The sequence below is a fragment of the Streptomyces sp. 135 genome, from assembly GCF_020026305.1.
Lineage (GTDB): Bacteria > Actinomycetota > Actinomycetes > Streptomycetales > Streptomycetaceae > Streptomyces.
Genome location: NZ_CP075691.1, coordinates 8,700,072 through 8,723,870 on the forward strand (window position 1 = coordinate 8,700,072; position 23,799 = coordinate 8,723,870).

Below are 23,799 nucleotides of genomic sequence, written 5' to 3' on the forward strand. Positions count from 1 at the left end.
AGTTATCGTCCCTCTTCGGAGTCGAGTGCCGCCATCAGACGGTCGAGTTCTTCCTCTGACAGTTCGTCGAGGTGGTCCAGGGCGTGCCGGGCCTCGGCCGAGGTGGGGGCGCGGGTCCCACCGGCTGTCGCAAGGGTGCGGGCCACCTCTCGCAGCGTCGCGCCCTCGGTGAGCACCGTGATCGGAATCGCCGCCCCCAGGTCGCTCTCCAGGCGGTTCTTCAGCTCCACGAAGGACACCGAGTCGACGTCCAGGTCCCGCGCGGACCGGTCGGGGACCAGCGCGGCGGGGTCGGCACGCATGATGTCGGCCAGGTGCGTGATGAGCCGTTCCAGGACCGAGTCCACGTCCAGAGCAGGCGTCGGCGTCTCCTTGCTGTCCGGCCCGTCATCTGACGTGCTGTCGGTTTCGGTGCCGGAGACCCAGTACGAGCGGCGCTGCCATGGGTAGGTGGGCAGCGGAACCATCGGGCACGGACCCGGGAAGACGCCGGACCAGTCCACGTCGTTCCCGGCCGCCCACAGCTGGCCCAACGCCGAGTGCAGGCACGCCAGTTCGTCCTCGCGTCGGCGAAGCGTGGCCACCGCGTGGACGCGGACGTCTCCGGGCCTCGCCTCGGCCAGGTGCCGCATATGGGGCAGGAGCGCGGGGTGGGGGCCGATCTCCACGAAGCAGGTGATGCCGTCGTCGATCATCGCCTCCACGGCGTCGCTGAAGCGGACGGGAAGAGCGGCGTTGGCGGCCCAGTGCGCCGCGGTCAGTTCGCCGGCCGGGTGCAGGGCTCCTGTCACCGTCGAGTACAGCGGGATGCGGCCGGCGGCGGGCCGCACGGTCCCCAGCTCTTTGCGCAGCTGCTCCGCGGCGGGGCCGAGGGCTGGGCCGTGGAAGGCGTAGTCCGTGTCCAGACGGGTGACGCGCCAGTCGGACAGGTGCGGCAGCAGGGCCTCCGTCTGCGGTGCGGGCCCGGTGATCACGGTGCCCTCCGGCCCGTTCACCGCCGCGATGCCCACCCCGTCGCCCGGCCCGTCGGGGCGCTGCCCGGCCCGGGCCAGCGCCTCGGCCACCTGCTCGGACGGCGCCCGCACCGCGTACATCGCTCCGCCGGAGGCGTGCACGTGGAGTACCTCGCTCCGAGCGATGATCACGGCCACGGCCTGCTCGCGGGTCAGTGCCCCGCACGCGAGTGCGGCCGACACCTCTCCCACGCTGTGTCCGCAGACCGCCTCCGCCGCCAGCCCCCAGGCGTTCAGCCGCGCCGTGAGAGCCGCCTGCAGGGCCGCGATCGCGAGTTGCGCGAAGCGCGTGTCGCGCAGCGCCTCCTCGCAGTGGGGGCTCGCGAGCGTCTTCATCAACGGCGGACCGCCCGCCGCGGTGATCGCGCCGTCCCAGGCGAGGAGTTCGTCACGGACGAGCCCGTCCTGCTCCGCCAGAGCCACGCCCATCCCCGCCCACTGGCCTGCCTGGCCGGAGTAGACGAAGCCGATCCGCTGCGGTACCGAGGGCGCCCCGGAGGCCAGGCCGCCGTGACTGTCCGCCGTACGGCGCAGGGCCTCGGCCAGCAGCTCGGGGGCCGCCGCGGTCACGGCCGCGCGCCAGGGGTGGTGCTGGCGTCTGCGCGCGGCGGCGGCCATCACATCGCGGAGCTCCGCGCCGCCCAAGTCCCCCACATGAACGGCGAATTCCCGCAGCGCGTGGGTGAGCGCCGGGCCTGATCGCGCCGAGACCGGCAGCAGCACGGGCTCCGTTCCGGTGTCCGGGCGGGGCGCGTCCTGAGTAGCGCGCCGGTGGTTGCGGATGGCCGGGACGGCGTCGGGGTGGGCGACGATGAGATGCGCGTTGGTGCCGCCGAAACCAAAGGAGCTGACGGCGGCGTACCGCTTCTCGGACGGCTGCCACGCCTCCGGGCGGCGGGGGATCTCGAAGCGTTCGCCTTCCAGCTCGATGAAGGGATTGACCTCCTTGAGGTTGATCTGCTCCGGCAGCCGACCGTGGCGCAGCGCCCCGAGGGCCTTGATCAGCGAGGCGACTCCGGCGGCGGACTCCAGGTGCCCCAGGTTCGCCTTGACCGAGCCCAGCCAGCAGGTGGGTTCCTGCGTGCCCCGGCCGCCGTAGACCGCGCGCACGGCCTCGTACTCGATGGGGTCGCCCAGCGGCGTACCGGTGCCGTGCATCTCGACCATCGTGATGTCGCCCGCGGCGAGCCCCGAGGCGTCGAGCACCTGGCGCATCAGCTGTTCCTGCGCGACGGGCGAGGGCGCCGTGAGGCCGTTGGTGCGGCCGTCCTGGTTGGTCGCGTCGGCGAGGATCACGCCCTCGATCGGGTCGCCGTCCGCCAGCGCGTCCGACAGCCGGCGCAGGACGACCAGACCGGCGCCCTCGCCGCGCACCATGCCGTCGGCGTCCGCGGCAAGCGCCTTGGTGCGTCCGTCGGGGGCCAGCGGCAGCGCGCGCCCGGTCATCGTGGTGGACAGCGGGGACAGGATGAGGTTGACGCCGCCGGCGAGCGCCCGGTCGCACGCGCCGGATCGCAGGGCCTGGCAGGCCAGGTGCACGGCGACGAGCGAGGAGGAACACGCCGTGTCCACGGCCATGCTGGGCCCCCGGAACCCGAACTCGTAGCTGAGCCGGTTGGCGATCAGGCTGCGTGCCCCGCTGCCGGTGGAGAGCCTGCTGCCGATGTCCTCGCTCGCGGCGAGAGAGGTCAGCATGTAGTCCTGATGGCCCACGCCGACGAACACTCCGGTGGCGGACCCGGCCAGCTGTCGGGCCGGCCACCCCGCGCGCTCGACGGCCTCCCACGCGATCTCCAGGAGCACGCGTTGCTGCGGGTCCAGCAACTTTGCTTCGGCGTCACCGATGCCGAAGAAGGCGGCGTCGAATCCGTCGACGTCGTCGATCTGTCCCGCGTACTGGGTGAGCCGGGCGAATCCGGGGTCGTCGAGGCCGGAGAAGTCGATGCCGGTCCAGCGCTCACCGCGCAGCGGCCGTACCGCGTCGCGGCCGTCGGCCAGCAACTGCCAGTACTCCTCGGGGCTTTCGACCCCGCCGGGCAGGCGGCAGCCCGAGGAGACGACGGCGATCGGCTCCGTCCGCGAGCGTGCTTCCAGTTCCGCGACACGCGTGCGCAGCGAACGGATGGTCTCCGCCGCGCGCAGCAGTGCCTGTTCGGTCGTGGTGTCGGTGGTCATGCCTTCCCCCGTGGCTGGCCGTCGAGTTCTGCCAGCAGCCGGCTCAGGGCGTCAGAGCCGGCCGCCGGTGGTGGCTCCATGCGCTCCGCCACCGTCGCGTCCCGGGCGGCGCCGGGCGCCGACCCCCGGGACGGCTCCGTGTTCCGCACGACGCGCCCGAGCAGAGCGTCGGTGAGCTGGCGGATGGTGGGATGCGCCCAGACCAAGGTGGCCGAGAGCCGGATGTCCAGCTCCTTCTCCAGCCGGTTGCGCAGTTCCACACCCACCAGCGACTCCATCCCCATCTCGGCGAAGGGCAGGTCGTCCGCGGCGCCCACGCTCAGTCCGTTCGGCAGGACGCTGTCGAGCGCGGCGCGCAGCCGGCTGCCGAGAACCTGCCGCCGTTCGGCGTCGGAGGGGAGCGAAAGCAGCGTCTGCCGCAGCTCACCACCGGGCCTGGGGCGGTCGCCCGATCCGACGGAAGCGAGCCCCGCCGGATGATCGGTTCCGGTGCGCCGCGACAACTGTGCCAACGCCAGATGCTGCACCTGCGCCAGCAAGTCGCCCGCCGTGGAGACGAACGCCAGATCCATGACCACCTCCCCGTCGCACTCCCGCAGCTGTCCTTGCGCCACGGCGCTGTCCGCCGTCCACAGCTCCGCCGAGGTGTGCACGGCCATCACGCGGGAGACCGCTACCTGCTCCGGATCCAGACCGGGCCGGTCGGCCAGCAGCGCCCGCGCCACGGCGGGGAGCGCCCGGTCCAGCACACTGACCAGCGAGGCGGGCGAACTGGTCGGTGGCGGGGTGGGCACGGTCACCTCACACCGGGCCGTCGCCGTGATCTCCCGCAAGGGGGCGGGCGGCCGGACGCCGACCGTGCACGCCGCCGCCGTCGTCCACCGGCCGGCGCGCCGATAGAGGAACCGCACCGCCGCCGACCGGGCGGGCCGCGACCCGTCCCCGCCCAGGTGCACGACCAACTGCCGCGCCACACCGGGCTCGGCGGGCAGCGGCCGGTGCATCTCCAGGTCCTGTACGAACCGGGCATCCTCGACGCCGGCCTCCCGCGCCGACCAGAGCGCCGCCGCCACGAGCTCCGGCACGGACACCACGGGCTCGCCCGCCACCGTGTGGCTCTCGCGCGTCGCGGGGATGGCCAGGCTCGCGAGGTACGTCCCCGGCTGGAAGGACGCCTCCGTGAGGACACCGGGTCCGGCGCCCCTTACCCGGTCGGACGGCTCGGCCGCCGGAGCCCGGTAGACATGGGTGCGCCGGAAGGGATGGACCGGAAGGAGCGCGGCCCACGCACGGGTTTCCGCGTCGGCATCCGCCCGCAGGTCCAGGCCCTGCTCGAACAGGGCCGCCTCCGCCTTCCGCAGCCGGAGCTCTCCGCGTTGGTCGCGGTGCCCCGTGGAGATGGCCACCGCCCCCTCGCCCTGTGCTTCGAGGGATTCGCGCAGTGCGAGGAGCAGCACGGGATGCGGACTGATCTCCAGGACGTGGGCGACGCCGTCGTCCGCCATGGCCGTGACCGCTTCCCTGGCACGGACCGGATGAGTGAGGTTGTCCTGCCAGTACCGCGCGCCCAGGGGTGCCTCGTGCAACCCGCCGGCGACCGAGGAGTAGAACGCCGGTCCCGAGCTCTGCCGGGGCGCGTCCACCTGGCCCAGCACCCGGCCGAGCTGTTCGGCGGGCGCCTCCATCAAGGGGCCGTGAGAGGGATAGTCGACCTTGACCCGGCGGGTGTCACATCCCCGCCGTTCGAATTCCGCGAGAGCTGCCGCCAGCGCGTCGGCGGCCCCGGAGACCACACAGGAGCGAGGGCTGTTGTCCGCCGCCACGGTGACGGGGCTGCCCGACCGGCGCAGGATCTCGGCGGCTTCGCGCGCGCCGGCCTCCACGACGGCCATGCCGCCCGTGCCGCGAGCCGCCTCGACGGCGTCGTTGCGGGCCCGCAGAACCCGGCAGGCGGTGGCCAGATCGAGCCTCTCCGCCACGACGGCCGCGCTCAGCTCACCCATGCTGTGGCCGGCCACGGCATCGGGCCGGATCCCGAGATGGGCCAGCTGCGCGGTCAGAGCGAGCTGCACGGTGAAGATCAGGGGCTGCGCCACACAGATGTCGTCCAGGTCCGTCGGCGCGGTCTGCTCCAGTGCGGCGAGCGGACTCCAGCCCAGCATGGGCGCCAGTACGGCGTCCACCTCACGCACCCGGGCGGCGAAGGGCGGACAGGCGCGTAACAGTTCGCGGCCCATCCCCTCCCACTGCGAGCCGTGCCCCGAGTACACGAAGCCCACGGACGAAGGCGAGCCGGTCCTCGCGCGCACGGCGCTCCGCGTGCCGTCCGCGATCGCCGCCAGTTCACCCAGCAGCTCCTCCCGGTCGGTCGCGACCACCCCGGCGCGCCACTCGAAGGCCGTGCGGTGGGCGGACGCGGCGCGCGCTGCCTGGCGTACCTGCTCCCAGGAGTCGAGGGTGCCCAGCCGGTCGGCCCAGTCGCCGGCCGTCGCAGCCAGCGACTGGGCGCTCCGGGCCGACAGAGGGAGCAGGACGGGCCCGGAGTTCGCCCGCGCGCCGCCCTGCACGGGGGATGGTCGGCGCGGCGCGCGGGCGAGTACGAGGGAGGCGTTGGTGCCTCCGAAACCGAAGGAACTGACGGCAACCGTGGAGGCGTCCGTCGGCAGATCGGTGTGGTCGGCCGACATCGAGAGTCCGAAACCGTCCAGGTCGATACGAGGGTTGACCTGCCGCAGGTGGGGGTTGCCGGGCACGACGCCGTGCCGCAGCACCAGTGCTGCCTTGATCAGGCCCAGCACGCCTGCCGCCGCCTCCAGGTGGCCGATGTTCGCCTTGATCGATCCCACGGGCAGAGCGGGGCGGTCCTGTCCCACCGCCCGGTTCAGCGCCGCACTCAGCGCCCGCCCCTCGATGGGGTCGCCGAGCGGGGTGCCGGTGCCGTGCAGTTCGACGTAGCCGAGGGCCTTGGCGGAGGTCACTCCGGCCTGCCTCAGCGAGCGCACGATCAGCTCGGTCTGGGCGCGGCCGCTGGGCGCGGTGAGCCCGTTGGTGCGTCCGTCCTGGTTGACGGCGGATCCCTTGATCACGGCATGGATGTCCTCGCCGACGACGAGGGCGTCCTCCAGGCGGCGCAGGACGACGGCCCCGCCGCCCTCGGAACGGACGTAGCCCTGGCCGGAGGAGTCGAAGGTGCGGCAGCGGCCGTCGGGGGACAGTGCGGTCAGGCCGGCCGCGCCCAGCTGTGGGACGGGGGACAGCAGCGCGTTCACCCCGCCCGCGATCGCGAGGTCGCATTCATGTGACCGAAGACTCTGGACGGCCAGGTGCACGGCGACGAGGGAGGACGAGCAGGCGGTGTCGACGGTGAGCGAAGGGCCTCGCAGATCCCACAGATACGAGAGGCGGTTGGCCGTGATGGCGTGGGAGAGGCCGGTGTTGGTGTACGGACCCTGCATGTCCTGGGGGGACTGCCCGCCCAGGAGCATCGCGTGATCGTGCGTGGCCTGGCCGAAGAAGACCCCGGTCCGGCTGCCGAGCAGGTCGGCCCGGACGATGCCGGCGCATTCCAGGGCGCGCCAGGCGACCTCCAGCGCCAGTGCCTGCTGAGGGTCGATCCCAGCTGCCTCGCTGGGCGAGATGCCGAAGAATCCGGGATCCCAGCTCTCCAACTCGTCCAGAAAACCGCCCCATTGGGCTCCGGCGGCCTGAGAGCCGGCCGAGGTCACGCCGGTGTACAGGGGTTCCCGGTGGCTGGGCACCGGGGTGATCTGGTCCCCCCGCTCGTCCAGCAGCCGCCACAACGCCTCGACGGTGTCGGCACCGGGGACCCGGCAGCCGAGCCCGACGACGGCGACCGCGCGGTCCTTGCCGTCCTCAGCCACGGGCGGGCTCCGGCGTCGCGAGGATGTGGGCCAGGAACGCCGCCAGGCTGTCGACGGTCGGATGGTCGAAGAGCCACTCCGTGGGCACCTCGACCCCCAGCTCCTCGGCGACCGTTCCCGCGAGCCCGATCAGGGCGGCGGAGTCCAGGCCGAGATCCACGAACGTGGCGTGGCGATCCACCCGTTCCTTTGGGGCGAGACCCAGTTCGCCGGCGATCGACGCCTGCACCACGGCCGCGATGCCGCGCTGAGTGATGGTGGCTCCGGTGGTCACCGCTGTCCTCCCTCGCTTGTCTCTCCCCGGTGCCAGAGGGCCACCGGCTTGAACTCGCCGGCGCTCCAGCGCTTGGCCGCCTCGGCCCGCCGGAGCTTCCCGCTGGTCGTCCGCGGCACCGCTCCGGACCGGACCACCGCGACCGCCGCGGGAGCGATCCCGTGCTCTTCCAGGACCGCCCCGCGAACCGCCGACAGGACGGCGGCGCAGTCCACCCCGGGGCCGTAGGCGAGCAGTTCGCAGGCGAGCACCACCTGCTCGTCCTGGTCCCACTCGTCGCGCGTCGCGAAGGCCACGGCGCGCGCCACCAGTTCATGGCAGCCCTCCGCGGTGGCTTCGAGGTCCTGCGGATGGTGGTTGGTGCCGCGATGGATGATCACGTCCTTGATGCGGCCCGCGATGCACAGCTGGCCTTCGTGCCAGACCCCGAGGTCCCCGGTGCGCAGGAAGCGACGTCCGCGGAACTCTGGCTCGTCCACCGTTGCCTCGAAGGTCTCCCGGGTGACCTTCTCGTGTCCCCAGTAGCCGCCGGTGACACTGGGACCGCTGATCCAGATCTCACCGACCTCGCCTGGCCGGCGCCGCCGGGACGTCTTCGGATCGACCACGGCCACCTCGATGTCCGCGGCGATGCTGGTCCCGCAGCCCACCAGTTCCGTCCGTGTGGTCCCGGGCCGCGAGCCCTGCACTGTCCCATTCGCGGCGCCCGGCGTCTGCCTCTCCACCTCGCCGAGCGCCGGAGGGGCCTGCCGGTCCAGGCAGGTGACGACCAGGGTCGCCTCGGCCAGGCCGTAGACCGGCATCATCGCGTGGGGGTTGAAGCCGTACGGCTCGTATGCCTCGGCGAACGCCGTGACGGTCCTGCGCCGTACCGGCTCGGCGCCGTTGAGAGCGTGCCTGAGCCCCGACAGGTCAAGGCCCTCACGGCGCTCCTGCGCAACCTTCCGCACGGCCGTCGCGTAACCGAAGTCGGGAGCGATGGTGAAGCTGGAGCCGGTGTCGCTGAGCGTCCGCAGCCACCCCAGCGGGTTGCGCAGGAAACCGGTGGGCGTCGACATGTGAAGGCTCATGCCGGCCGTCAGCGGGTGGCAGACCATACCGATCAGGCCCATGTCGTGGAACAGCGGCAGCCAGCCCGCCGCCGACTGACCGGGCCCGGTTCCGAGATTGCGCCGGATGTGCGCGATGTTGTGCGCGAGGTTGGCGTTGGAGACCATCGCGCCCTTGGGACTCGACGTGGAGCCCGACGTGTACTGAAGCAGCGCCAGATGCCGCGGCCGGGTCCGCACCGGGCCCGCCTCACCGTCGGCCTGCCAAGGGATCTCGTCCGGTGTGATCACCAAAGGAGCCAGTGCGGCGGTGTCGGCGACGGCCCGGACCCGGGAGCGCAGCTCCGGCGCTGTGACGACGGCGGAGGGTTCGCAGTCCCGCAGGATCTGCTCCAGCCGGTGGTCCCACGCTCTGCCGGCCCGCATGGTCGACATCAGCGGCGGATGGAAGGTGACCGCCACGGCGTCCGCCAGCAGACATCCGAAGAACGACGCCACGTAGTCCACGCCGTCGGGCAGCGCGATCAGCACGAAGGGCCGGTCGTGCGTACGGGGAGGCAACTCGTGCAACACCGCGCCGGCCGCCGCCGCCTGAGCGTACAGCTCGGCGTAGGTGCGTCGGTCCTGAGCGCCGTCGGACCGGCCGTAGACGAGCGCGGTGGTGGCCGACAGCCGCTCCGCGTGGGAGGCGAGGGCGTGGCCGAGGGTGTGGTGCTCAGTCGTGGTCTGTGACGCTGCGGAGGGCATTGCCCCGCCTCCTTTCGGGCCCCAGGGCGCCTATCAGCCCGTCGACCTCCAATTCGGTGAGCCAGTTGTCGACCGCGGCGATGGAGTCGTGCAGTGACGTGGGGCGGAACCCCAGCTCGCGCTGGGCTCGGCAGGTGTCGTAGAAGAGCCGGTTGACCGACAGCGCCGCGTTCTCGGGGACGAGGAACGGCGACCGCATCGGGTCCTTGCGCAGTGAGGCCACGATCGCGCCGACGCGGCCGGCGGCCCGGACCACGCTGTTGGGCACCGCCCGCTTCGGCGGCGCACACCCCACGACCTGCGCCACCTGGTGGAAGAGTTCGCGGTAGGTGAGGTTCACCGACGAGACGATGTAGCGGGATCCGGGCTCACCGCGTTCCATGGCGGCCCGCATGCCGAAGTTCATGTCCTCGACCGAGGTGAAGGCGGCGCCGCCCAGGGGGTAGGCGACGAGCTTCCCCTGCCGGGCACTGTCGATGAGCATGGCCCAGCCGTAACGGCGGTCGCTGTACGGGGCGATGCAGGCACTGAGGTTGACGATCACCACTTCCGGGCCGTCCGCCCGCCATCCGCGCAGCAGTTCACGTTCCCCGGCCCGCTTGGTGATCATGTAACTGTTCCGGCAGCTGGAGCGGGAGATGTCGAAGTTCTCGTCGGCGATCTCACCGGGTGCGGGATAGCCGATGGCGGAGATGGAGGAGGCGTGCACGATCCGTCGGACCCCGGCCTTCTTCGCGGCCTTGACGAGGTTCGCGCAGCCGGTGACGTTGACCTCCTGCATCAGGGAGTGCAGCTTGTTGAGCGTGATGGCGATGCCGGCGAAGTGGTAGATCTCGTCGATGCCCTGGAGGGCGCTCTCCAGCGAGGCGAGGTCGGTGACGTCGCCCCGGCGGACCTCGCACCGGTGCAGGTGGTGCTCCAGGCCGCCCGGCCCCTCGCCCGGGCGCAGCAGGCAGACCACGTCCGCGCCGGACTCGATGAGGTGGCGGGCGAACGCCGAGCCGAGACTGCCGGTCGCTCCGGTGATCATCACGCGGGTCACGGCGCGAGGTCCTTCCCGTAGACGGCGTAGGTACGCGCGGGCCCGGTCCTGGTGTGTGCCAGATAGGCCCTGCTCTGCCAGTTGTGCTCGTGGATCCACGTGGTGTGCATGTCGCGGTAGGAACCGACGCGGCCGAGGACGACCTTCGCGATCTCGCCGACCAGGACCCGTCCGACGCCCTGGCCCTCGAACTCGGGGCGGGCGCCCATCATCAGCACCACGGTGCCCCGGATGTTCGCCTTGAGTTCCTCGTAGCGGGCGGCGAACTCCTCGGTGACGGTGCCGCCGGCCACCTTCAGCAGCTCGTTGCCGTCGGCCGCGAGCATGACGAAGGCGACGGCCCGGCCCTCGTGCTCCACGATGCGGGTCAGGCGCGGATCGATGAGCTCGCGCAGCTCGCCCAGCTGGAACCGCAGAACGGGCTTGCTGATCGGGACCATGTCGTGGTTCTCGGCGAACGACGCCGCCAGCAGCCCTTGGACGAGGTCGACCTCGCTGTCCCAGCGCTCCGGATCCAGGTCCCGCACGGTCAGGCCGAGCCTGTCGCAGAGCTCCTCGCCCCGGCGGACGAGCGGCTCCATCATGCCCGCGTCGCGCTCGGCGACCCAGCTGAAGGTGTTCGTGCGGAAGTCGGGCCCGTAACCCGCGTCCTCCAGGAGCTGCCGGTAATAGGGCGGATTGTGCGGCTGGAAGACGGCCGGCTGGTCGTCGTAGCCCTCCACCAGCAACCCGAATTCCTGCGTCGCGCAGTACGAGTAGGGGCCGGCGGCCCGTTCCATGCCCCGCTCGGCGACCCAGGTCTCGGCCGTACGCAGCAGCACCGAGGCCACCTCGGGGTCGTTCACGCACTCGAACCAGCCGAAGAAGCCGGTCTTGCCGAAGCGCTCCACGTAGGCGGGGTCGATGGTGGTGGAGATCCGGCCGACGCTCTCGCCGGCGGAGTCGACCGCGAGGAAGTGCTCGATCTCCGCCTCCGCGAAGTACGGGTTGACCGCTGGGTCCATGAAACGGCGAATGTCAGAGGACAGCGGAGGAACCCATTGGTCATCGCCGAGCTCACGGTAAAGGTGTGGCGCGAAGTCGATGAATTCATCGATCATCTCGTCGCCGCGAACAGGAACCACTGACGGCACGGCTATTCCTCCCTGGCGGAAAAGCTGAGGGCGTTTTCGGAATGAGGCGCAGTGAAGCATGGTGGCGCGCGAATGGGCAATGAATTCCTGGCCGTCAGGCCCGTAATGTACCTGGCCCACCGCCTTGACCTGCATCAATGCTCGCCGACATGGCATTCGTTCCCATCTGCATCCCGTTAATGGTAGTCATTTTCAGCATCCCCAAATGAATTGAGGCAGTCTGTAGAAAACACTTTGAGGTCGTGTTAGTTTCTCCGACGAAGGAGGTGATGGGCCATGCGGAAAAGTGCTGTGCTCTGCGGTCTCGGCGCCTATCTGCCGGAAAAGGTGGTGACCAACGACGACCTCGCGAAAATCATGGACACCACGGACGAGTGGATAAGCAGCCGTACCGGAATCCGGGAACGCCGAGTCGTCGAACCCGGCGTCTCGACCGGGGATCTCGCCGTCCACGCCGGGGCTCGGGCACTGAAATCCGCCGGCGGTGAACCCGCCGATCTGGTGATCCTCGCGACGAGCACGCCGGACCACCCGTGTCCCGCCACCGCGCCCTTCGTTGCGCACCGGCTGGGCCTCGTGGACACCCCGGCGTGGGATCTGTCCGCCGTGTGCAGCGGCTTCCTGTACGGGCTGTCCGCCGCGAGCAGCTTCATCACGGCCGGCAGCGCGCGACGGGTCCTGCTCATCGGGGCGGACGCGTTCTCCACGATCCTGGCGCCGGCCGACCGCGGCACCCGGCCCATCTTCGGGGACGGGGCGGGCGCCGTCGTCCTGCGCCCCGGCGACCCGGACGAGCCCGGCGCACTGGGGCCCTCGGTACTCGGCAGTGACGGCTCGCTCAGAGAGCTGATCACCGTACGGGCCGGTGGGTCCAGGGAACCCCTCGACCCGGCCGATCCGGAACAGGAGGGCCGGTACTTCACCATGCGGGGGAGGTCCGTCTTCCGGCACGCCGTCGCCCGTATGACCGCCGCCACCACGGAGGTGCGCGAGCGTGCCGGCTGGCGCCCCGAGGACGTCGACTGCCTCGTCGCGCACCAGGCCAATCGGCGCATCCTCCAAGCCGTCGCCGAGCGTCTGGCGCTGCCCATGGAGCGCTGCGCGCTCCACCTCGACCGCGTCGGGAACACGGCCGCGGCATCCATCCCGCTCGCCATGGCCGACGCGGTCGCCGACGGACGGCTCAAGTCCGGACACCGGGTGCTCCTGACCGCCTACGGCGGGGGAGCCACCTGGGGCGCGGCCGCGCTCTCCTGGCCGAGCATCACACCGCAGCCCGCCTGACGCCGTCGCGCCAGGCATGGCTCACAGCCACAACCCACACGTCACAACCCACACGTCACACGTAACGCGTCACACGACCGAAGGGAACACCGTGACTGCCTTTGTGCACCCCTCCGCCGAGCAGCTCCAGGACCAGCTGCGCTCCGAGCTCGTCACGCGCTTCGGTGTCGAGGGCACCGACGTCACTCCGGAGATGACCTTCGGAGATCTCGGACTCGACTCCCTGGCGCTGGTGGAACTCTCCGATGTGCTCCAGAGCGTGCTGGAGGTCCCCATCGCCGACGACGACTTCAACGGCGAGCAGACGATCGCCGACGTCGTCACGCTCCTCCAGGACAAGCTGATCGAACACGCGGGCGCTCAGGGCCAGGTATGAGTCACGCGCCGCACATCCGAGCTGTCGAAGGGACAGCTGTGACTGCCATGTCTGCTGTGGCAGACGTGACTGCCGGGCGGTCGCGGGGCGGCCCGAGTGGGCGCCGTGCGGAGCCCTTCCACGCCGCCATCACCGGGATCGGCATGATCACCGCGGCTGGCCAGGACACCGCCCGGACCTGGCAGGCCGTCGTGGAGGGCCGCCCCACGACGGCGGTGATCCCGGAACTGGCCGGGATGCCGGTCCAACTGGCCTGCCAGGCTTCGGCGTTCGACGGGGACGCGGTCCTCGGCCGACGTGCGGCCTGGCGGCTGGACCGCTGCACCCAGATGGCGCTGGTCGCGGGCCGTGAGGCGGTCGCCGACGCCGGGCTCGTCCCGGGGGAGTGGGACGGGACTCGCGTCGGCACCGTGCTCGGTTCCGCGCTGGGCGGCATCGGCACCTGGCAGCGCGAGTACGACCGGCTGCGCGAGCTCGGACCCGAGCGGATCTCGCCGCTGACCATCCCCATGTCCCTGCCCAACCTGATCGCCGGTCAGATGGCCACCGACCTGCACGCCCGCGGACCCAGTCTGGTCACCAGCACGGCCTGCGCGTCCGGGACCACCGCGCTCGGAATCGCTCGTGACCTGCTGCGTCACGATAGTTGCGACATCGTGCTCACCGGAGGCGCCGAGTCCAGCCTCGTGCACTCGGTCGTCGCCGCCTTCGCACGCGCGGGAGCACTGTCCCGCAACACCGCCGACCCCGACAGGGCCTCGCGCCCCTTCGACGTCGACCGGGACGGATTCGTCATCGCCGAGGCCGCCACCATCCTGGTTCTCGAACACCCCGACCACGCGCGTGCACGGGGCGCCCACGTGTACGCGTATGTCAGCGGATACGGAGCGTCGGCCGACGCCGGCCACGAGACGCGTCCCGACCCGGAGGGAGCGGGCGCCCAGCGCGCGGTGGAAGCCGCCCTGCGGGACGCCGAGTTGTTCCCGACCGAGGTCGACCACGTCAACGCCCACGGAACGTCGACGCCGCTGAACGACCTCGCCGAGGGGCGGATGGTGCGGCGCGTCATCGGCGGGCACCCCCTGGTCACCGCGGCGAAAGGGGTCACCGGTCACTCCCTCGGAGCGGCCGGAGCCGTGGAGGCCGCGCTCACCGCCCTCACGCTCAGCCACCAGATCGTGCCGCCCACAGCGGGCCTGCGGGAGACGGACCCGGCCGTCGATCTCGACGTCGTACGAGACACCGCACGCGAGGAGAGGATAGAGGCAGCCCTGAGCAATTCCTTCGGATTCGGCGGCCAGAACGCCGCTCTCATCCTCACCCGGGCTTAGGGGCTGCCATGCGATACGTACATCTGGCCGCCGCGGACGCGAATGTGCAGTTGGTCATCGATGTGCTGCCCGCGCTCCTGGTCATTCTGATCCTCTCCGCCCTGTGCGGAAAGCTGTTCGTCATGCTGGGCCAGCCCCGGGTCCTCGGCGAGATGGTCGCCGGCATCCTGCTCGGTCCCACCCTGCTGGGACGGGTGGCACCAGATGTCCAGAACTCGTTGTTCAGCGCGGAGGTGAAGCCCGTCCTCTACGTGCTCAGCACGATCGGGCTGACGTTGTTCATGTTCCTCGTGGGCCTGGGCCTGGACCATCACACCGCCCCCAAGGGTTACCAGGGCACGGCCGTGTACATCGCCGTGGCGAGCATCCTGCCCGCGATCGTCGTGGGGTGCGGGGTGGGCCTGCTCTTCTACGAGAGCCTCTCGCTCGACGACGTCAGCCCGGCGATGTTCGCGCTGTTCGTCGGCGGAGCCCTCTCGGTGACGGCCTTCCCGATGCTCGCTCGCATGCTGTTCGACAACGGGTTGGAGCGAACTCCCCTGGGGATCCTGGCGCTTTTGGCCGCGGCAGTCGACGACGCCGTCGCCTGGTGCCTGCTGGCCTTCCTCATCGCCTTCCACAAGGGCGGGGGTTTCGACGAGAGCATGCGTACCGTGCTGCTCGCCGCGGCTTTCACCGTCGTCGTCATGACCGCGGGCCGACGCCTGCTGGGCAAGCTGGGCGAACGGGTCGAGCGCGGCGGCATGCTGACCAGTGGTCAGTTCTGCGCCGTGCTGGTGATGGTGCTCGGCGCGGGCCTGCTCACCGAGCAGATCGGTGTCTACGCGGTGTTCGGCGGATTCCTGGTCGGTCTGGCCATGCCCCGCGGTGCGGTGCTCCGACGTGCCCTGCGCGAACGTCTCCTGGACACCGTGCAGGTCCTGCTCGTGCCCATCTTCTTCGCGTTCTCCGGCCTCAACACCAAGATCGACGGGTTCACCGAGGTCGCCACGGTCGTGCCGCTCCTCGCTCTGATCCTCGCCGCCTTCGTCGGCAAGTACGCGGGCTGCATCGCGGTGATGAAGGCGCGGGGCTTCAGCTGGCGCGAAGGGTCCGCCGTGGGCTCCCTGATGAACGCCCGGGGGCTCATGATTCTTGTTTTCATCAACGTGGGGTTTGCACAAGGCGTCATCGGCCAGGAGGCGTTCTCCCTATTGGTGCTGGTCGCGCTCGTTACGACTGGTAGCGCGCTCCCGCTGTGCAAACTCTCGTTGGGCGGAAAATGGCCCCTGGCGAACGACGATGACCAGAACCGAGCGGTATCGGTTAGCGTGGACAGCCGAACCAGCATTTGAGCGCTCAAACATCCAAGTGACTGATGAGCGATGCAGCTACGTGAAGCCGACGGGGGAAGGCTGCAGATGGAGCACGCTGGCCTATTGAGAACAGTTGTCGGGTGGCTGCTGCCCCTGTTGATGTGCGGGCACGCGCTGATGGGCCACGCCGCACCACTGGCGCAGACCCAGCCGCCACCCACGTCGGCCACGGCGCCGGCTCAGAAGCATGAGGGCAGCGAGAGGCATCACGACGGGCCCTCGGCTCCCGGCGCGGTCTGCGAGCGCGAGGGTGAGGTGGCCCTTCAAACGCAGCGGATGTCACATCCGTGTGCCGCCGAGCCGCCGCCCTTGGTCTCACTGGACCCACAGACGAGCAAGGCGCCACGCGCCCCACCACTGGGGCGCCTCGCGGCACACCAACCCACACTCCTGCACGACAGCACCACCAGGTCGAAGCTTCAAATGTGGTTGCTCTGACACGGCCACGATCAGACGCGTTCTGTTCGTACACCGCCGCGACAGAGGGACGACATCATGCACACGCACACCCCACGTTCATCCCGGTCGGCTCTGCCGCGCCAGAGCCCGCGAACTCGCGACCGGCTGGGCAAGGAACTGCCGAAGGTCCTGTTCATCTCCTGCACGGAATCCCGACTGGCGCCGCAGAGGTTCGTCGCCCACCCGGACCAGATCTACGAGGTGCGCAACATAGGGAACATCGTCCTCCCCTATAACCCCCGCATCGTCTCGGGAGACATAGCCACGATCGAATACACGCTCACCCTCCCGAACCTCAGCGACGTCGTCATCTCGGGGCACTCCGGCTGCACCGCGGTGGCCGCACTGCTCGCCCAGAAAAGCGTCTCCTCCTGCATGCGGAGGTGGCTCTTCGTCGGAAACTCCCGGGCGGCCAGCCGAGAAGCCGTCGGGGCGCGGATCGGCGCGGCACTCGACGCCGAGGCGTGCGAGCGAGCGGCCCGCGCCCACCTGCTGACACAGCTGGCCAACCTGGCCGGCTACCCCGGTCTGGAGTCCGGCCGGCGAGGCGGGGACCTCCGCCTGCGGGCGCTGTTCCACTCCTCCGAGACCGGAGCGACCGACATCTACTCCCCGCGGGACAACTCCTTTGTCCCGCTGACTCATGCGGTGGCCGGCGCGGCGCGGTGAATCTCCCTCAGAGCGGTTCGCCGAGACGGAACGACGAGCCGGCTTGGCGGCGGGTAGTCCATTGCCCGCCGACGCCGAATGCCTTCGCCCTCACCTGGTGGGCATCGACGTGAAGATGGCCTTCGCCGCTGGAGCGAACGGCCTCACGGTCGGCCTTGGAGCGCCGACGCACGTCAAGAATCCCGTCTTCGATCCGGAACTGCCTGGTCCCTGGCTGGTCGACCTGAGCCACGTCGACCTGTCCCGCGTGAAGGTGGCCAAGGACAAATGGGCGCAGCTGGACGCCGGGCTGCTGCCCAGTCCGTTCACGCCGAAGGACGAGCGCCCGGAAGGGCCGGCCTGGTACGCCACGCCGACCCTCGCGTACGCAGTGGAGCCCGGCTACGACGTCGCGCCGGTCGAGGCGTACGTCCGCCACGACAACGGCCGCTACCTGGACGCCTGGTACAACCGGCTGCGCGATGCCCACCTCGCCACGATGGCGCCGACCTCGGCGTGCACGCGGACCTGTCGCCGGCCGACTTCCTCGCGGCGATGGACGGCTACCGGCAGCGTGCTCTCAGCTGGCGATCGTGGTGTCCGTGATCAAGGCGACAGTGAAGGGGGCATCGGCAAGCTGCGCGAGCGTCCGCGCGGGGAGGGCTGGAAGCCCGGGCAGCCGTGGCGGGCCCTTGCCCGGCCCACCTGGCGCCCGGACGTCCGCGCCGCCTGGGTGGCCTGCTTCGCCGGCGCGGCGAGCGCCGGCCTTTTTCCACCTTGCGTAGCTGCGCCCAATCAACGTCGCGGTGTGCGGGGATGACCGCGTCGACGGACACTGTGGTGCAGAGCGCGATGTCGACGGTCCCGGCCCGGCTGCGCCGAAGCGGACCTCGATCGACTGCGGAAACGCAACCTCTAGGCCGTGTCCCTTTGATCGGATATGTCCGTCCGATTAGTGATCGCCGATGCGATGTGGGATCGGATCGAGCCGCTGATGCCGGCCGATCCGGTTCGCGGGCGGCGATGGGCCGACCATCGCCGCACTCTTGAGGCCATCGCGTGGAAGTACCGCACCAACTCGCCCTGGCGGGACCTGCCCGACCAGTTCGGCTCGTTCCAGACCGCTCGCAAACGGCTGATCAGATGGGCCGTCGACGGCACCTGGGAGATGATCCTCGCCGCCGTCCTGGCCGCAGCGGACGCCGACGACGACATCGACTGGACGGTGTCGGTGGACTCCACGGTCGTCCGGGCCCACCAGCACGCTGCCGGCGCCAGGAAAAAGGGGCTCCAGGCCGGGCTGAACCCGATGACCACGCGCTCGGACGTTCCCGCGGCGGCCTGAGCACGAAGGTCCACCTCGCCAGTGACGCCCGTGCACGGCCCCTGGCCCTCCGCGTCACCGCAGGCCAGGCGGGTGACGCCCCGGCCTTCGAGGCCGTCATGGCCGCCATCCGCGTTCCGCGAAGCGGCCCCGGACGACCGAGGACCCGCCCCGATGCCGTCCTGGCGGACCGCGCGTACTCATCCCGCGCGATCCGAAGTCACCTCCGCCAACGCGGAATCCGCGGTGTCATCCCCCAGCCCTCCGACCAGATCGGCCACCGGCTGCGGCGAGGCAGTGCCGGAGGCCGACCGCCCGCCTTCGACGCCGAGGCATACAAGCAGCGCAACTCAGTCGAACGCTGCATCAACCGGCTCAAGCAATGGCGCGGCCTGGCCATGCGGACCGACAAGCTCGCCATCGCCTACCAGGCCGCGCTCCACCTCGCAGCGATCCTCATCTGGGCACGGCGATAGCCCGCTCAGCGATCGACCACCCAACGTGCGTCCGCAGGCCAAGAGCCCGTGCCTACGATGTGCTCCACGAGCCTGAATGCCTGACGGAGGGGGACGGTGTCCTCATCCGGATACTCGTCGCCCTGCCCGTTGGAGAGGACGAACCCGGCGCTCGACCCCGCGGTTCCGGGGTCCACGGCATGCTCGCCGGGATCACCCTCGCCTTCGAGCAGCACCACCATCGCTCGCTCGGCATTCGTCACGAAGGCCAGCGACCGTCCAGACGAACTGGTCAGCCACGTCTCAAGCTGGCCGCTGTCGATCCTCGACCGAAGAGCCTCCACCACTCCCGCCGACGACACAGGGACAGGGCTGTCGTCATTGATCAACCAAGACTCGATCACGAGCACGACGATCTCACGGACGGACCCAAGAGACAGGCCCTAGCACCCACCAGGGACGACGCAGGCTGAGCGCTGGTTTCCGTTCGGATGCTGCGCAGCCTCCAGGGGGTGTCGGCAGGGAGCCACCCGTTCGTGCGGTTTGGCCGGTATAAGACCAGCACCGGGCAGACAATAGGTATAAAATTCATCTTCCTCAATTCAAAGGAGTCTCGCATGCCTGTCACTCCGATTACGAGCCACAAAGAGTTCACGGATATCATCCACCGCGATGAGATCGCACTCATTGATTTTTGGGCCACATGGAACGGTCCATGCAGAAGCATTTCGCCAATGTTCGAGGCTCTGTCGCAGCGGCACCCCGGAGTCAAGTGCTACAAAGTCGACGTTGACGAACTGCCGGATGTGTCGCAGGAGGTGGGCATTAGGAGTCTGCCTACATTCATCGGGTTCAAAAACGGCCAAAAAGTGGGTTCTTTTGATGGAGCAAACCCTGGAGCTTTGGAAGCCCTTTTCCAAAGGCTCTCGTAGCCTGCACCCCGCCATTCTCGCGACCTCTGATGTCCCCCGTGCCCGGTTCGGCGTCCTGACAGTTCCCCATTTCGAGTGACAGGTGCGTAATGAGCTCAAGAGGCGGGCAGTTACTAGGCGTTTCATCCACCCCTAAAGGAATGCCGCTAAAGGGAGAGATACGCCGTGAATGTAGTTTCGCCCATCCTTGAAGGTCTTAGCCAACTTGGGCTCCTGGGGATTCTTGGGCCGAATGGTCTACTCAGCGGCCTACTCGGGGGCCTCGGATAGTTAAGGCCCCTCAGGCTCCGCGGGGACCCTACGGAACAGGCCGCGCTCAAGGAGGTTTGTACGCAGAGCCACTTCGAGGCGGGCCAGGGTCGCCAAGTCCGGGTAAAGCTCGCCGCGCACGATCCGGCCGACGGCCGTGGGGTTGAGGCCCGCACGGACGCGGCGCGGTGCGAGAGGTGCCGGGCCTTCGCCGCGTCGTCGAGGGCGCGGGCCAGGGCGAGGCTGTAGGGCACGCCAGGGGGCGCCGACGCATTTCCTCACGCGCCATCCGCAGCCACCTGCGGCGCCGGGGTATCCGTGCGGTCATCCCGCAGCCGTCCGACCAAGTCAGCCACCGCCTGCGGCGAGGCCGATTCGGTGGCCGTCCGCCCGGCTTCGACCGCGAGGCGTACAAGCAGCGCAACACCGTCGAGCGGTGCATCAACCGTCTCAAGCAATGGCGCGGCCTGGCCACACGAACCGACAAGCTCGCGATCGCCTACCAGGCCGCACTCCACCTCGCGGGCATCCTCATCTGGGCCCGACGCTGACCAAAGAGACAAAACCTAAAGGGTGTTGCACAACGGCGATCACGTTCGGATCCGGCCACCAATCGCAAGGTCAACTGCCCGATTTTGCTCCTGTTTTCGCCGGTCTGGGTGACACCGTGAAACGGTCACGAAAAATCATTCGGTCGTTGTGCAACAGCCTTTACGAGCTGGTGCACGGTTGGCGGTGAGACGTCGCTGGGTTCGGTGTGGCCTGTGTTCACATCTCCCGTGTCGAGCTCAGGTCCACGGTCTGCTGGTGGGACAGCAGGCCGGCGATGGCTTGGATGGTGTCGCTCATGTGCTCGCGGCGGCCGAGGTGGCGGGCCAGGGCTCGCCAGTTCTTCAGATGGGCGATGCCGTGCTCGACACGGATACGGCGTGAGGAATGCGCCTTGCGCTGTCGCTCGTGCATCTCCTCGTACCACTCAGGGGCGTTCTTCTTGAACTTGCGGTGCGGTGGTGTCACCACCCGGCCACCGGTCTGGGCTCCCAGTCCTTGGTATCCGGCATCGGCGAGGATCTCGACCGCAGGCCGGTCGGCCAGGAGCTTGACCAGCCCTAACTGGCGGGCGTGGGTGATGTCCGCACAGCTTGCCGGACGGACCGGGCTGCACCACAGGACGCGGCCTTCGCCGTCTGTGACCACCATGGACTTGACGGCGTTCTGCTTGTTCTTACCGGAAATGAACGTGTCCCGGTCCTTGCGTCCAGCGGCTGGTCGGCGGACCCGGATCTCGGTGCCGTCAACGATGCCGGTCGTCCCGCTCGCGCCGAGATGGTCGACGACCTCGGCCAGAGATCGCAGCCGCACGTCGGGGCTGACGGTGCACCCTCGCTCGGCGAGCAGGGGTCGCACCTCACCGATGGCCCGGGTGATGGTGGAGCGGTCCACTCCGAACCAGCAGGCCAGCACGTCGTGGGTGACCCCGTGACGAAGGTGGACCAGCGTGGCCAGAAGCCGGTCGACGAACACCAGCCGGTACTTCGCGCCGGCGCCCACGGCCCGCTTCCGCGGCCGGGAGACAAGCCTCGCCTGGTGACCTCATGCCACAACGGGCCGATCTCGTCTACGAGTTCAGCAATCACTCCGGCAGTCAGCCCCGTGATCCGCCGATTGCTGATGATCACCGCACGCGTCGAGTTCCGCACCACCCGACCATGATCAACTATCCAGGCCCGACGTCTTACCGCCAACCGTGCACCAGCTCGTTAGTCCTCGCACCCGTCGATATCGTCGTCGCACCCGTCCACATCACCGGGAGCGACGGTGTGCAGACGCCATGCGATAAGTCCCGTGCCGTGCGTGTCGGGGTCGACGCGAGCTTTGAAGGGCTTGTCCGCCGGCAGGTTGAACTGGTCCGCCTCGCGGTCCCCGCAGCCCACCGCGTAGGCCTGCTCCTCCTTCCCCCGGGACAGGGTCAGGGTGAGCTCCTCGACCTTGTCGGTGTCGCAGGTGATGTCGAGCCGGTACGGCTTCTCACCGCTCGCCGTGAAGGACTTGTCCAGCCCTGAACCGACGTATGCGGTGCCGGAGTCGATGACCTCCGGTTCTGGGCCGTCGTCGGCAGCGGCGTCCAGCGCGCGCTCCGCACGCTGCAACGCGTCGTCCGGCTCCCAGGGCCGAGTACTCCCGGAAGGCGCGGACGGCTTCGACGGGCGCGACGAAGCACCGGCGCTTTCCGACGGCCTGTTCCCACTGCCTCCGTCCTCGCTCCGTCCGTCCGTGCAGCCGGACATCAGGACGGCCAGAGCGGCTACGAACAGAGGAAGTGCGTGACGTATCCGCATGAAACGATCCTATCCGGGTGGAACGAGCTGGTATTCGCGCCCCAGTGCGTCGGCCTGAGTGTTGCCGTAGACGGACACCTCGCCGTCGGACCAGCGCACGAAGACGTCGTCCTCCCAGAGGTTGCCGCCGAATTCGCCGGGAGCGATGACACGGGCATGCTTCCACGTGCCGTTCGGGCCCTTCAGCTGGTTCTCCTTGCCCAGGCCGCGCGCACCGACATCCTCGTAGATGGTCAGCTCACCGTCCGACCAGCTTACGAAGAGGTCGAAGTCGGAGTTGGTCGACCCGTCGAAGTCGCCGCCCGCCATTGGTCTGAGTCCGAGGGTTTCGCGCAGCGGGAGCCGTCAGCTCGGCTTGGGTTCCGGCTCCGAGGCCGCGCCGGAAACAGTCGCAGACATCCTCAACAGCACGGCTGCGCCCGTCCTCCTCGACCCCACCTGCACCGCGTGCTGAAGGCGCGCGCTGAAGACACCGGAGCCCTGGACAAGGAGTGCGCGGCGCGGGGCTCCCTCCCGGTCCCGGCGGACGACGCCGGGGTAAGGGGCGCGGCCACGCGGGCGTCCCGCGGCGGTCGCCCCGGGACACCCGGCTCTCTGCGGAACTCCCGAACTCCGGGACACGGTGAGCCAGGACCACGACAATGGCGGCACGGTCCATAGTCGCCACGGTGGTTGCGCACCCAGGGCATCCCGACATCCCATGTGCGCGCGGGGAGGGAAAGACGTGAGTGGGAGCCAGCACCCGTCGGACGTGTTGGGCAGGCTGAATACCGGTGTCGCGCACAACGCCCGGGTGTGGAACTACTGGATCGGCGGAAAAGACCACTACGAGGTCGACCAGCGGGTCGGTGACCAGGTCGCCGGGGTGTTCCCGGTGATCCGGGACGTGGCGCGCGCGGACCGCGGCTTCCTCCGCCGCGCGGTCGGCTTCCTGGCCGCGGAGTGCGGAGTGCGGCAGTTCCTGGACATCGGCACCGGGCTGCCGACCCTGGACAACACCCACGAGATCGCGCAGCGCATCGCGCCCGACTCCCGGATCGTCTATGTCGACAACGATCCCATCGTGCTCGTCCACGCCCGCAGCCTGCTGGTCGGCACCCCGCAGGGAGCCACCGATTACATCGACGCCGACGTGCGCCGTCCGGACAGCGTCATGGAGGGCGCCGCAGCGACTCTCGACCTCGATCGGCCTGTCGCGGTCATGATGCTGGGAATCCTCAACTTCGTCCTCGACACCGGCGAGGCGTCGGACATCGTGCGCCGGATCATGGCATCGGTGCCCTCCGGCAGCTATCTCGCCGTCACGCACCCGACCACCGACAGCGACCTCGGCGGTGAGGGCAACGTCGAGGCCATGAAGTTCTGGAACGAAAACGCCACGCCGCCGATCACCGCCAGGAGTCGTGCGGAGATCAGCGCGTTCTTCGACGGTCTGGATCTCCTCGCCCCGGGTCTCGTGTCGTGCTCACTGTGGCGCGCAGCGTCGGAATCTTCCGTCGTACTGCCTCAGTTCGGCGCGATTGCTGTGAAGCCCTGACCGGATGAGCGCTGTCCGCGGGGTGTGATTGCAGGCCGGGCCCGACCCTGCCCTGCTGTTGTACGCGTTCCAGCGATGACCAGCCCGGCGGCCGGAGCGGAGAGCGAAGCCGGCATCGGCTCGCCTCTCCGGTGTGTGACCGGGCGGGGGCGTTCGTACTTGACGCGTGACGGCCGTCATGCGCAGCCGCCGGATC

The 23,799-nt window shown here is 69.7% G+C and carries 18 protein-coding genes and 2 pseudogenes; 10 read left to right on the forward strand and 10 right to left on the reverse strand.

Annotated elements, in window-relative coordinates:
• Positions 1 to 2: 2 nt before the first annotated feature.
• The 6 genes from KKZ08_RS37905 to KKZ08_RS37930 are packed head-to-tail and all read right to left on the reverse strand — an operon-like array spanning position 3 to position 11,185.
• Positions 3 to 3,188 (reverse strand): type I polyketide synthase, encoded by a 3,186-nt coding sequence (locus tag KKZ08_RS37905; RefSeq protein ID WP_223778758.1) that lies wholly within the window; start codon positions 3,186 to 3,188, stop codon positions 3 to 5.
• Positions 3,185 to 7,069: a type I polyketide synthase gene (locus KKZ08_RS37910; RefSeq protein WP_223778759.1), complete on the reverse strand. Its 3,885-nt coding sequence runs from the start codon at positions 7,067 to 7,069 to the stop codon at positions 3,185 to 3,187. Before KKZ08_RS37910 ends, KKZ08_RS37905 begins: the two co-directional genes overlap by 4 nt.
• Positions 7,062 to 7,343: an acyl carrier protein gene (locus KKZ08_RS37915; protein ID WP_223778760.1), complete on the reverse strand. Its 282-nt coding sequence runs from the start codon at positions 7,341 to 7,343 to the stop codon at positions 7,062 to 7,064. Before KKZ08_RS37915 ends, KKZ08_RS37910 begins: the two co-directional genes overlap by 8 nt.
• The gene (locus KKZ08_RS37920) at positions 7,340 to 9,139 is read right to left on the reverse strand and encodes a fatty acyl-AMP ligase (RefSeq protein ID WP_223778761.1); all 1,800 of its coding nucleotides are present in this window, start codon (positions 9,137 to 9,139) and stop codon (positions 7,340 to 7,342) included. Before KKZ08_RS37920 ends, KKZ08_RS37915 begins: the two co-directional genes overlap by 4 nt.
• Positions 9,108 to 10,181, reverse strand: a complete 1,074-nt coding sequence (locus KKZ08_RS37925; RefSeq protein WP_223778762.1) for an SDR family NAD(P)-dependent oxidoreductase — start codon at positions 10,179 to 10,181, stop codon at positions 9,108 to 9,110. The genes KKZ08_RS37920 and KKZ08_RS37925 overlap by 32 nt, the downstream gene beginning before the upstream one ends.
• Positions 10,178 to 11,185: a hypothetical protein gene (locus KKZ08_RS37930; RefSeq protein WP_223778763.1), complete on the reverse strand. Its 1,008-nt coding sequence runs from the start codon at positions 11,183 to 11,185 to the stop codon at positions 10,178 to 10,180. The genes KKZ08_RS37925 and KKZ08_RS37930 overlap by 4 nt, the downstream gene beginning before the upstream one ends.
• Before the next feature lie 405 nt (positions 11,186 to 11,590).
• Here KKZ08_RS37930 and KKZ08_RS37935 point away from each other — a divergent pair, with 405 nt between their 5' ends.
• The 7 genes and pseudogenes from KKZ08_RS37935 (at position 11,591) to KKZ08_RS37965 (ending at position 18,567) form a co-directional block, all read left to right on the forward strand.
• Positions 11,591 to 12,598, forward strand: coding sequence for a beta-ketoacyl-ACP synthase III (locus KKZ08_RS37935; protein WP_223778764.1), 1,008 nt, complete (start codon positions 11,591 to 11,593; stop codon positions 12,596 to 12,598).
• Between the two features lie 91 nt (positions 12,599 to 12,689).
• Entirely contained in the window at positions 12,690 to 12,974 is a 285-nt protein-coding gene (locus KKZ08_RS37940) for an acyl carrier protein (protein ID WP_223778765.1), read from the forward strand.
• A 128-nt stretch (positions 12,975 to 13,102) separates the two neighbouring features.
• A complete protein-coding gene (locus tag KKZ08_RS37945) occupies positions 13,103 to 14,305 on the forward strand; it encodes a beta-ketoacyl-[acyl-carrier-protein] synthase family protein (RefSeq protein WP_263303418.1) in 1,203 nt (400 codons plus the stop codon).
• A gap of 44 nt (positions 14,306 to 14,349) precedes the next feature.
• Entirely contained in the window at positions 14,350 to 15,639 is a 1,290-nt protein-coding gene (locus tag KKZ08_RS37950) for a cation:proton antiporter (RefSeq protein WP_223778767.1), read from the forward strand.
• A 516-nt stretch (positions 15,640 to 16,155) separates the two neighbouring features.
• The gene (locus KKZ08_RS37955) at positions 16,156 to 16,788 is read left to right on the forward strand and encodes a carbonic anhydrase (protein ID WP_223778768.1); all 633 of its coding nucleotides are present in this window, start codon (positions 16,156 to 16,158) and stop codon (positions 16,786 to 16,788) included.
• 58 nt (positions 16,789 to 16,846) lie between these two features.
• Positions 16,847 to 17,497: pseudogene (locus KKZ08_RS37960) on the forward strand (transcriptional regulator); the annotation flags it as partial.
• Between the two features lie 210 nt (positions 17,498 to 17,707).
• Positions 17,708 to 18,567, forward strand: a protein-coding gene (locus KKZ08_RS37965) for an IS5 family transposase (RefSeq protein WP_223778769.1) whose coding sequence is annotated in 2 segments (ribosomal slippage) — positions 17,708 to 18,050 and positions 18,050 to 18,567 — 861 coding nt in all. Because the reading frame shifts where the segments join, the coding sequence is not laid out codon by codon here.
• Positions 18,568 to 18,572: 5 nt separating this feature from the next.
• On the opposite strand, the gene KKZ08_RS37970 is transcribed toward KKZ08_RS37965, so the two are convergent.
• On the reverse strand, positions 18,573 to 18,956 hold the full coding sequence (locus tag KKZ08_RS37970) for a hypothetical protein (RefSeq protein ID WP_223778770.1): 384 nt from the start codon (positions 18,954 to 18,956) through the stop codon (positions 18,573 to 18,575).
• Positions 18,957 to 19,163: 207 nt separating this feature from the next.
• Between KKZ08_RS37970 and KKZ08_RS37975 the strand changes: the two genes are divergently transcribed.
• Positions 19,164 to 19,478: a thioredoxin family protein gene (locus tag KKZ08_RS37975; protein WP_223778771.1), complete on the forward strand. Its 315-nt coding sequence runs from the start codon at positions 19,164 to 19,166 to the stop codon at positions 19,476 to 19,478.
• A gap of 524 nt (positions 19,479 to 20,002) precedes the next feature.
• Positions 20,003 to 20,278: pseudogene (locus KKZ08_RS37980) on the forward strand (transposase); the annotation flags it as partial.
• Between the two features lie 217 nt (positions 20,279 to 20,495).
• Here the strand turns inward: KKZ08_RS37980 and KKZ08_RS37985 are convergent.
• The 3 genes from KKZ08_RS37985 to KKZ08_RS37995 form a co-directional block, all read right to left on the reverse strand.
• The gene (locus KKZ08_RS37985) at positions 20,496 to 21,278 is read right to left on the reverse strand and encodes a transposase (protein ID WP_223778772.1); all 783 of its coding nucleotides are present in this window, start codon (positions 21,276 to 21,278) and stop codon (positions 20,496 to 20,498) included.
• 209 nt (positions 21,279 to 21,487) lie between these two features.
• Complete coding sequence (locus KKZ08_RS37990; RefSeq protein WP_223778773.1) at positions 21,488 to 21,877, reverse strand: hypothetical protein; 390 nt, start codon at positions 21,875 to 21,877, stop codon at positions 21,488 to 21,490.
• A 198-nt stretch (positions 21,878 to 22,075) separates the two neighbouring features.
• Positions 22,076 to 22,375, reverse strand: a complete 300-nt coding sequence (locus KKZ08_RS37995; protein WP_223778774.1) for a hypothetical protein — start codon at positions 22,373 to 22,375, stop codon at positions 22,076 to 22,078.
• Positions 22,376 to 22,766: 391 nt separating this feature from the next.
• Between KKZ08_RS37995 and KKZ08_RS38000 the strand changes: the two genes are divergently transcribed.
• Positions 22,767 to 23,603, forward strand: coding sequence for an SAM-dependent methyltransferase (locus KKZ08_RS38000; protein ID WP_223779353.1), 837 nt, complete (start codon positions 22,767 to 22,769; stop codon positions 23,601 to 23,603).
• The last annotated feature ends 196 nt before the right edge of the window (positions 23,604 to 23,799 follow it).

Coding starts and splice junctions, on each gene's coding strand:
- KKZ08_RS37935 (WP_223778764.1), top strand. CDS start 11,591: ATGCGGAAAAGTGCTGTGCTCTGCGGTCTCGGCGCCTATCTGCCGGAA.
- KKZ08_RS37920 (WP_223778761.1), bottom strand. CDS start 9,139: ATGCCCTCCGCAGCGTCACAGACCACGACTGAGCACCACACCCTCGGC.
- KKZ08_RS37930 (WP_223778763.1), bottom strand. CDS start 11,185: ATGGACCCAGCGGTCAACCCGTACTTCGCGGAGGCGGAGATCGAGCAC.
- KKZ08_RS37955 (WP_223778768.1), top strand. CDS start 16,156: ATGCACACGCACACCCCACGTTCATCCCGGTCGGCTCTGCCGCGCCAG.
- KKZ08_RS37995 (WP_223778774.1), bottom strand. CDS start 22,375: ATGGCGGGCGGCGACTTCGACGGGTCGACCAACTCCGACTTCGACCTC.
- KKZ08_RS37905 (WP_223778758.1), bottom strand. CDS start 3,188: ATGACCACCGACACCACGACCGAACAGGCACTGCTGCGCGCGGCGGAG.
- KKZ08_RS38000 (WP_223779353.1), top strand. CDS start 22,767: ATGTGCGCGCGGGGAGGGAAAGACGTGAGTGGGAGCCAGCACCCGTCG.
- KKZ08_RS37975 (WP_223778771.1), top strand. CDS start 19,164: ATGCCTGTCACTCCGATTACGAGCCACAAAGAGTTCACGGATATCATC.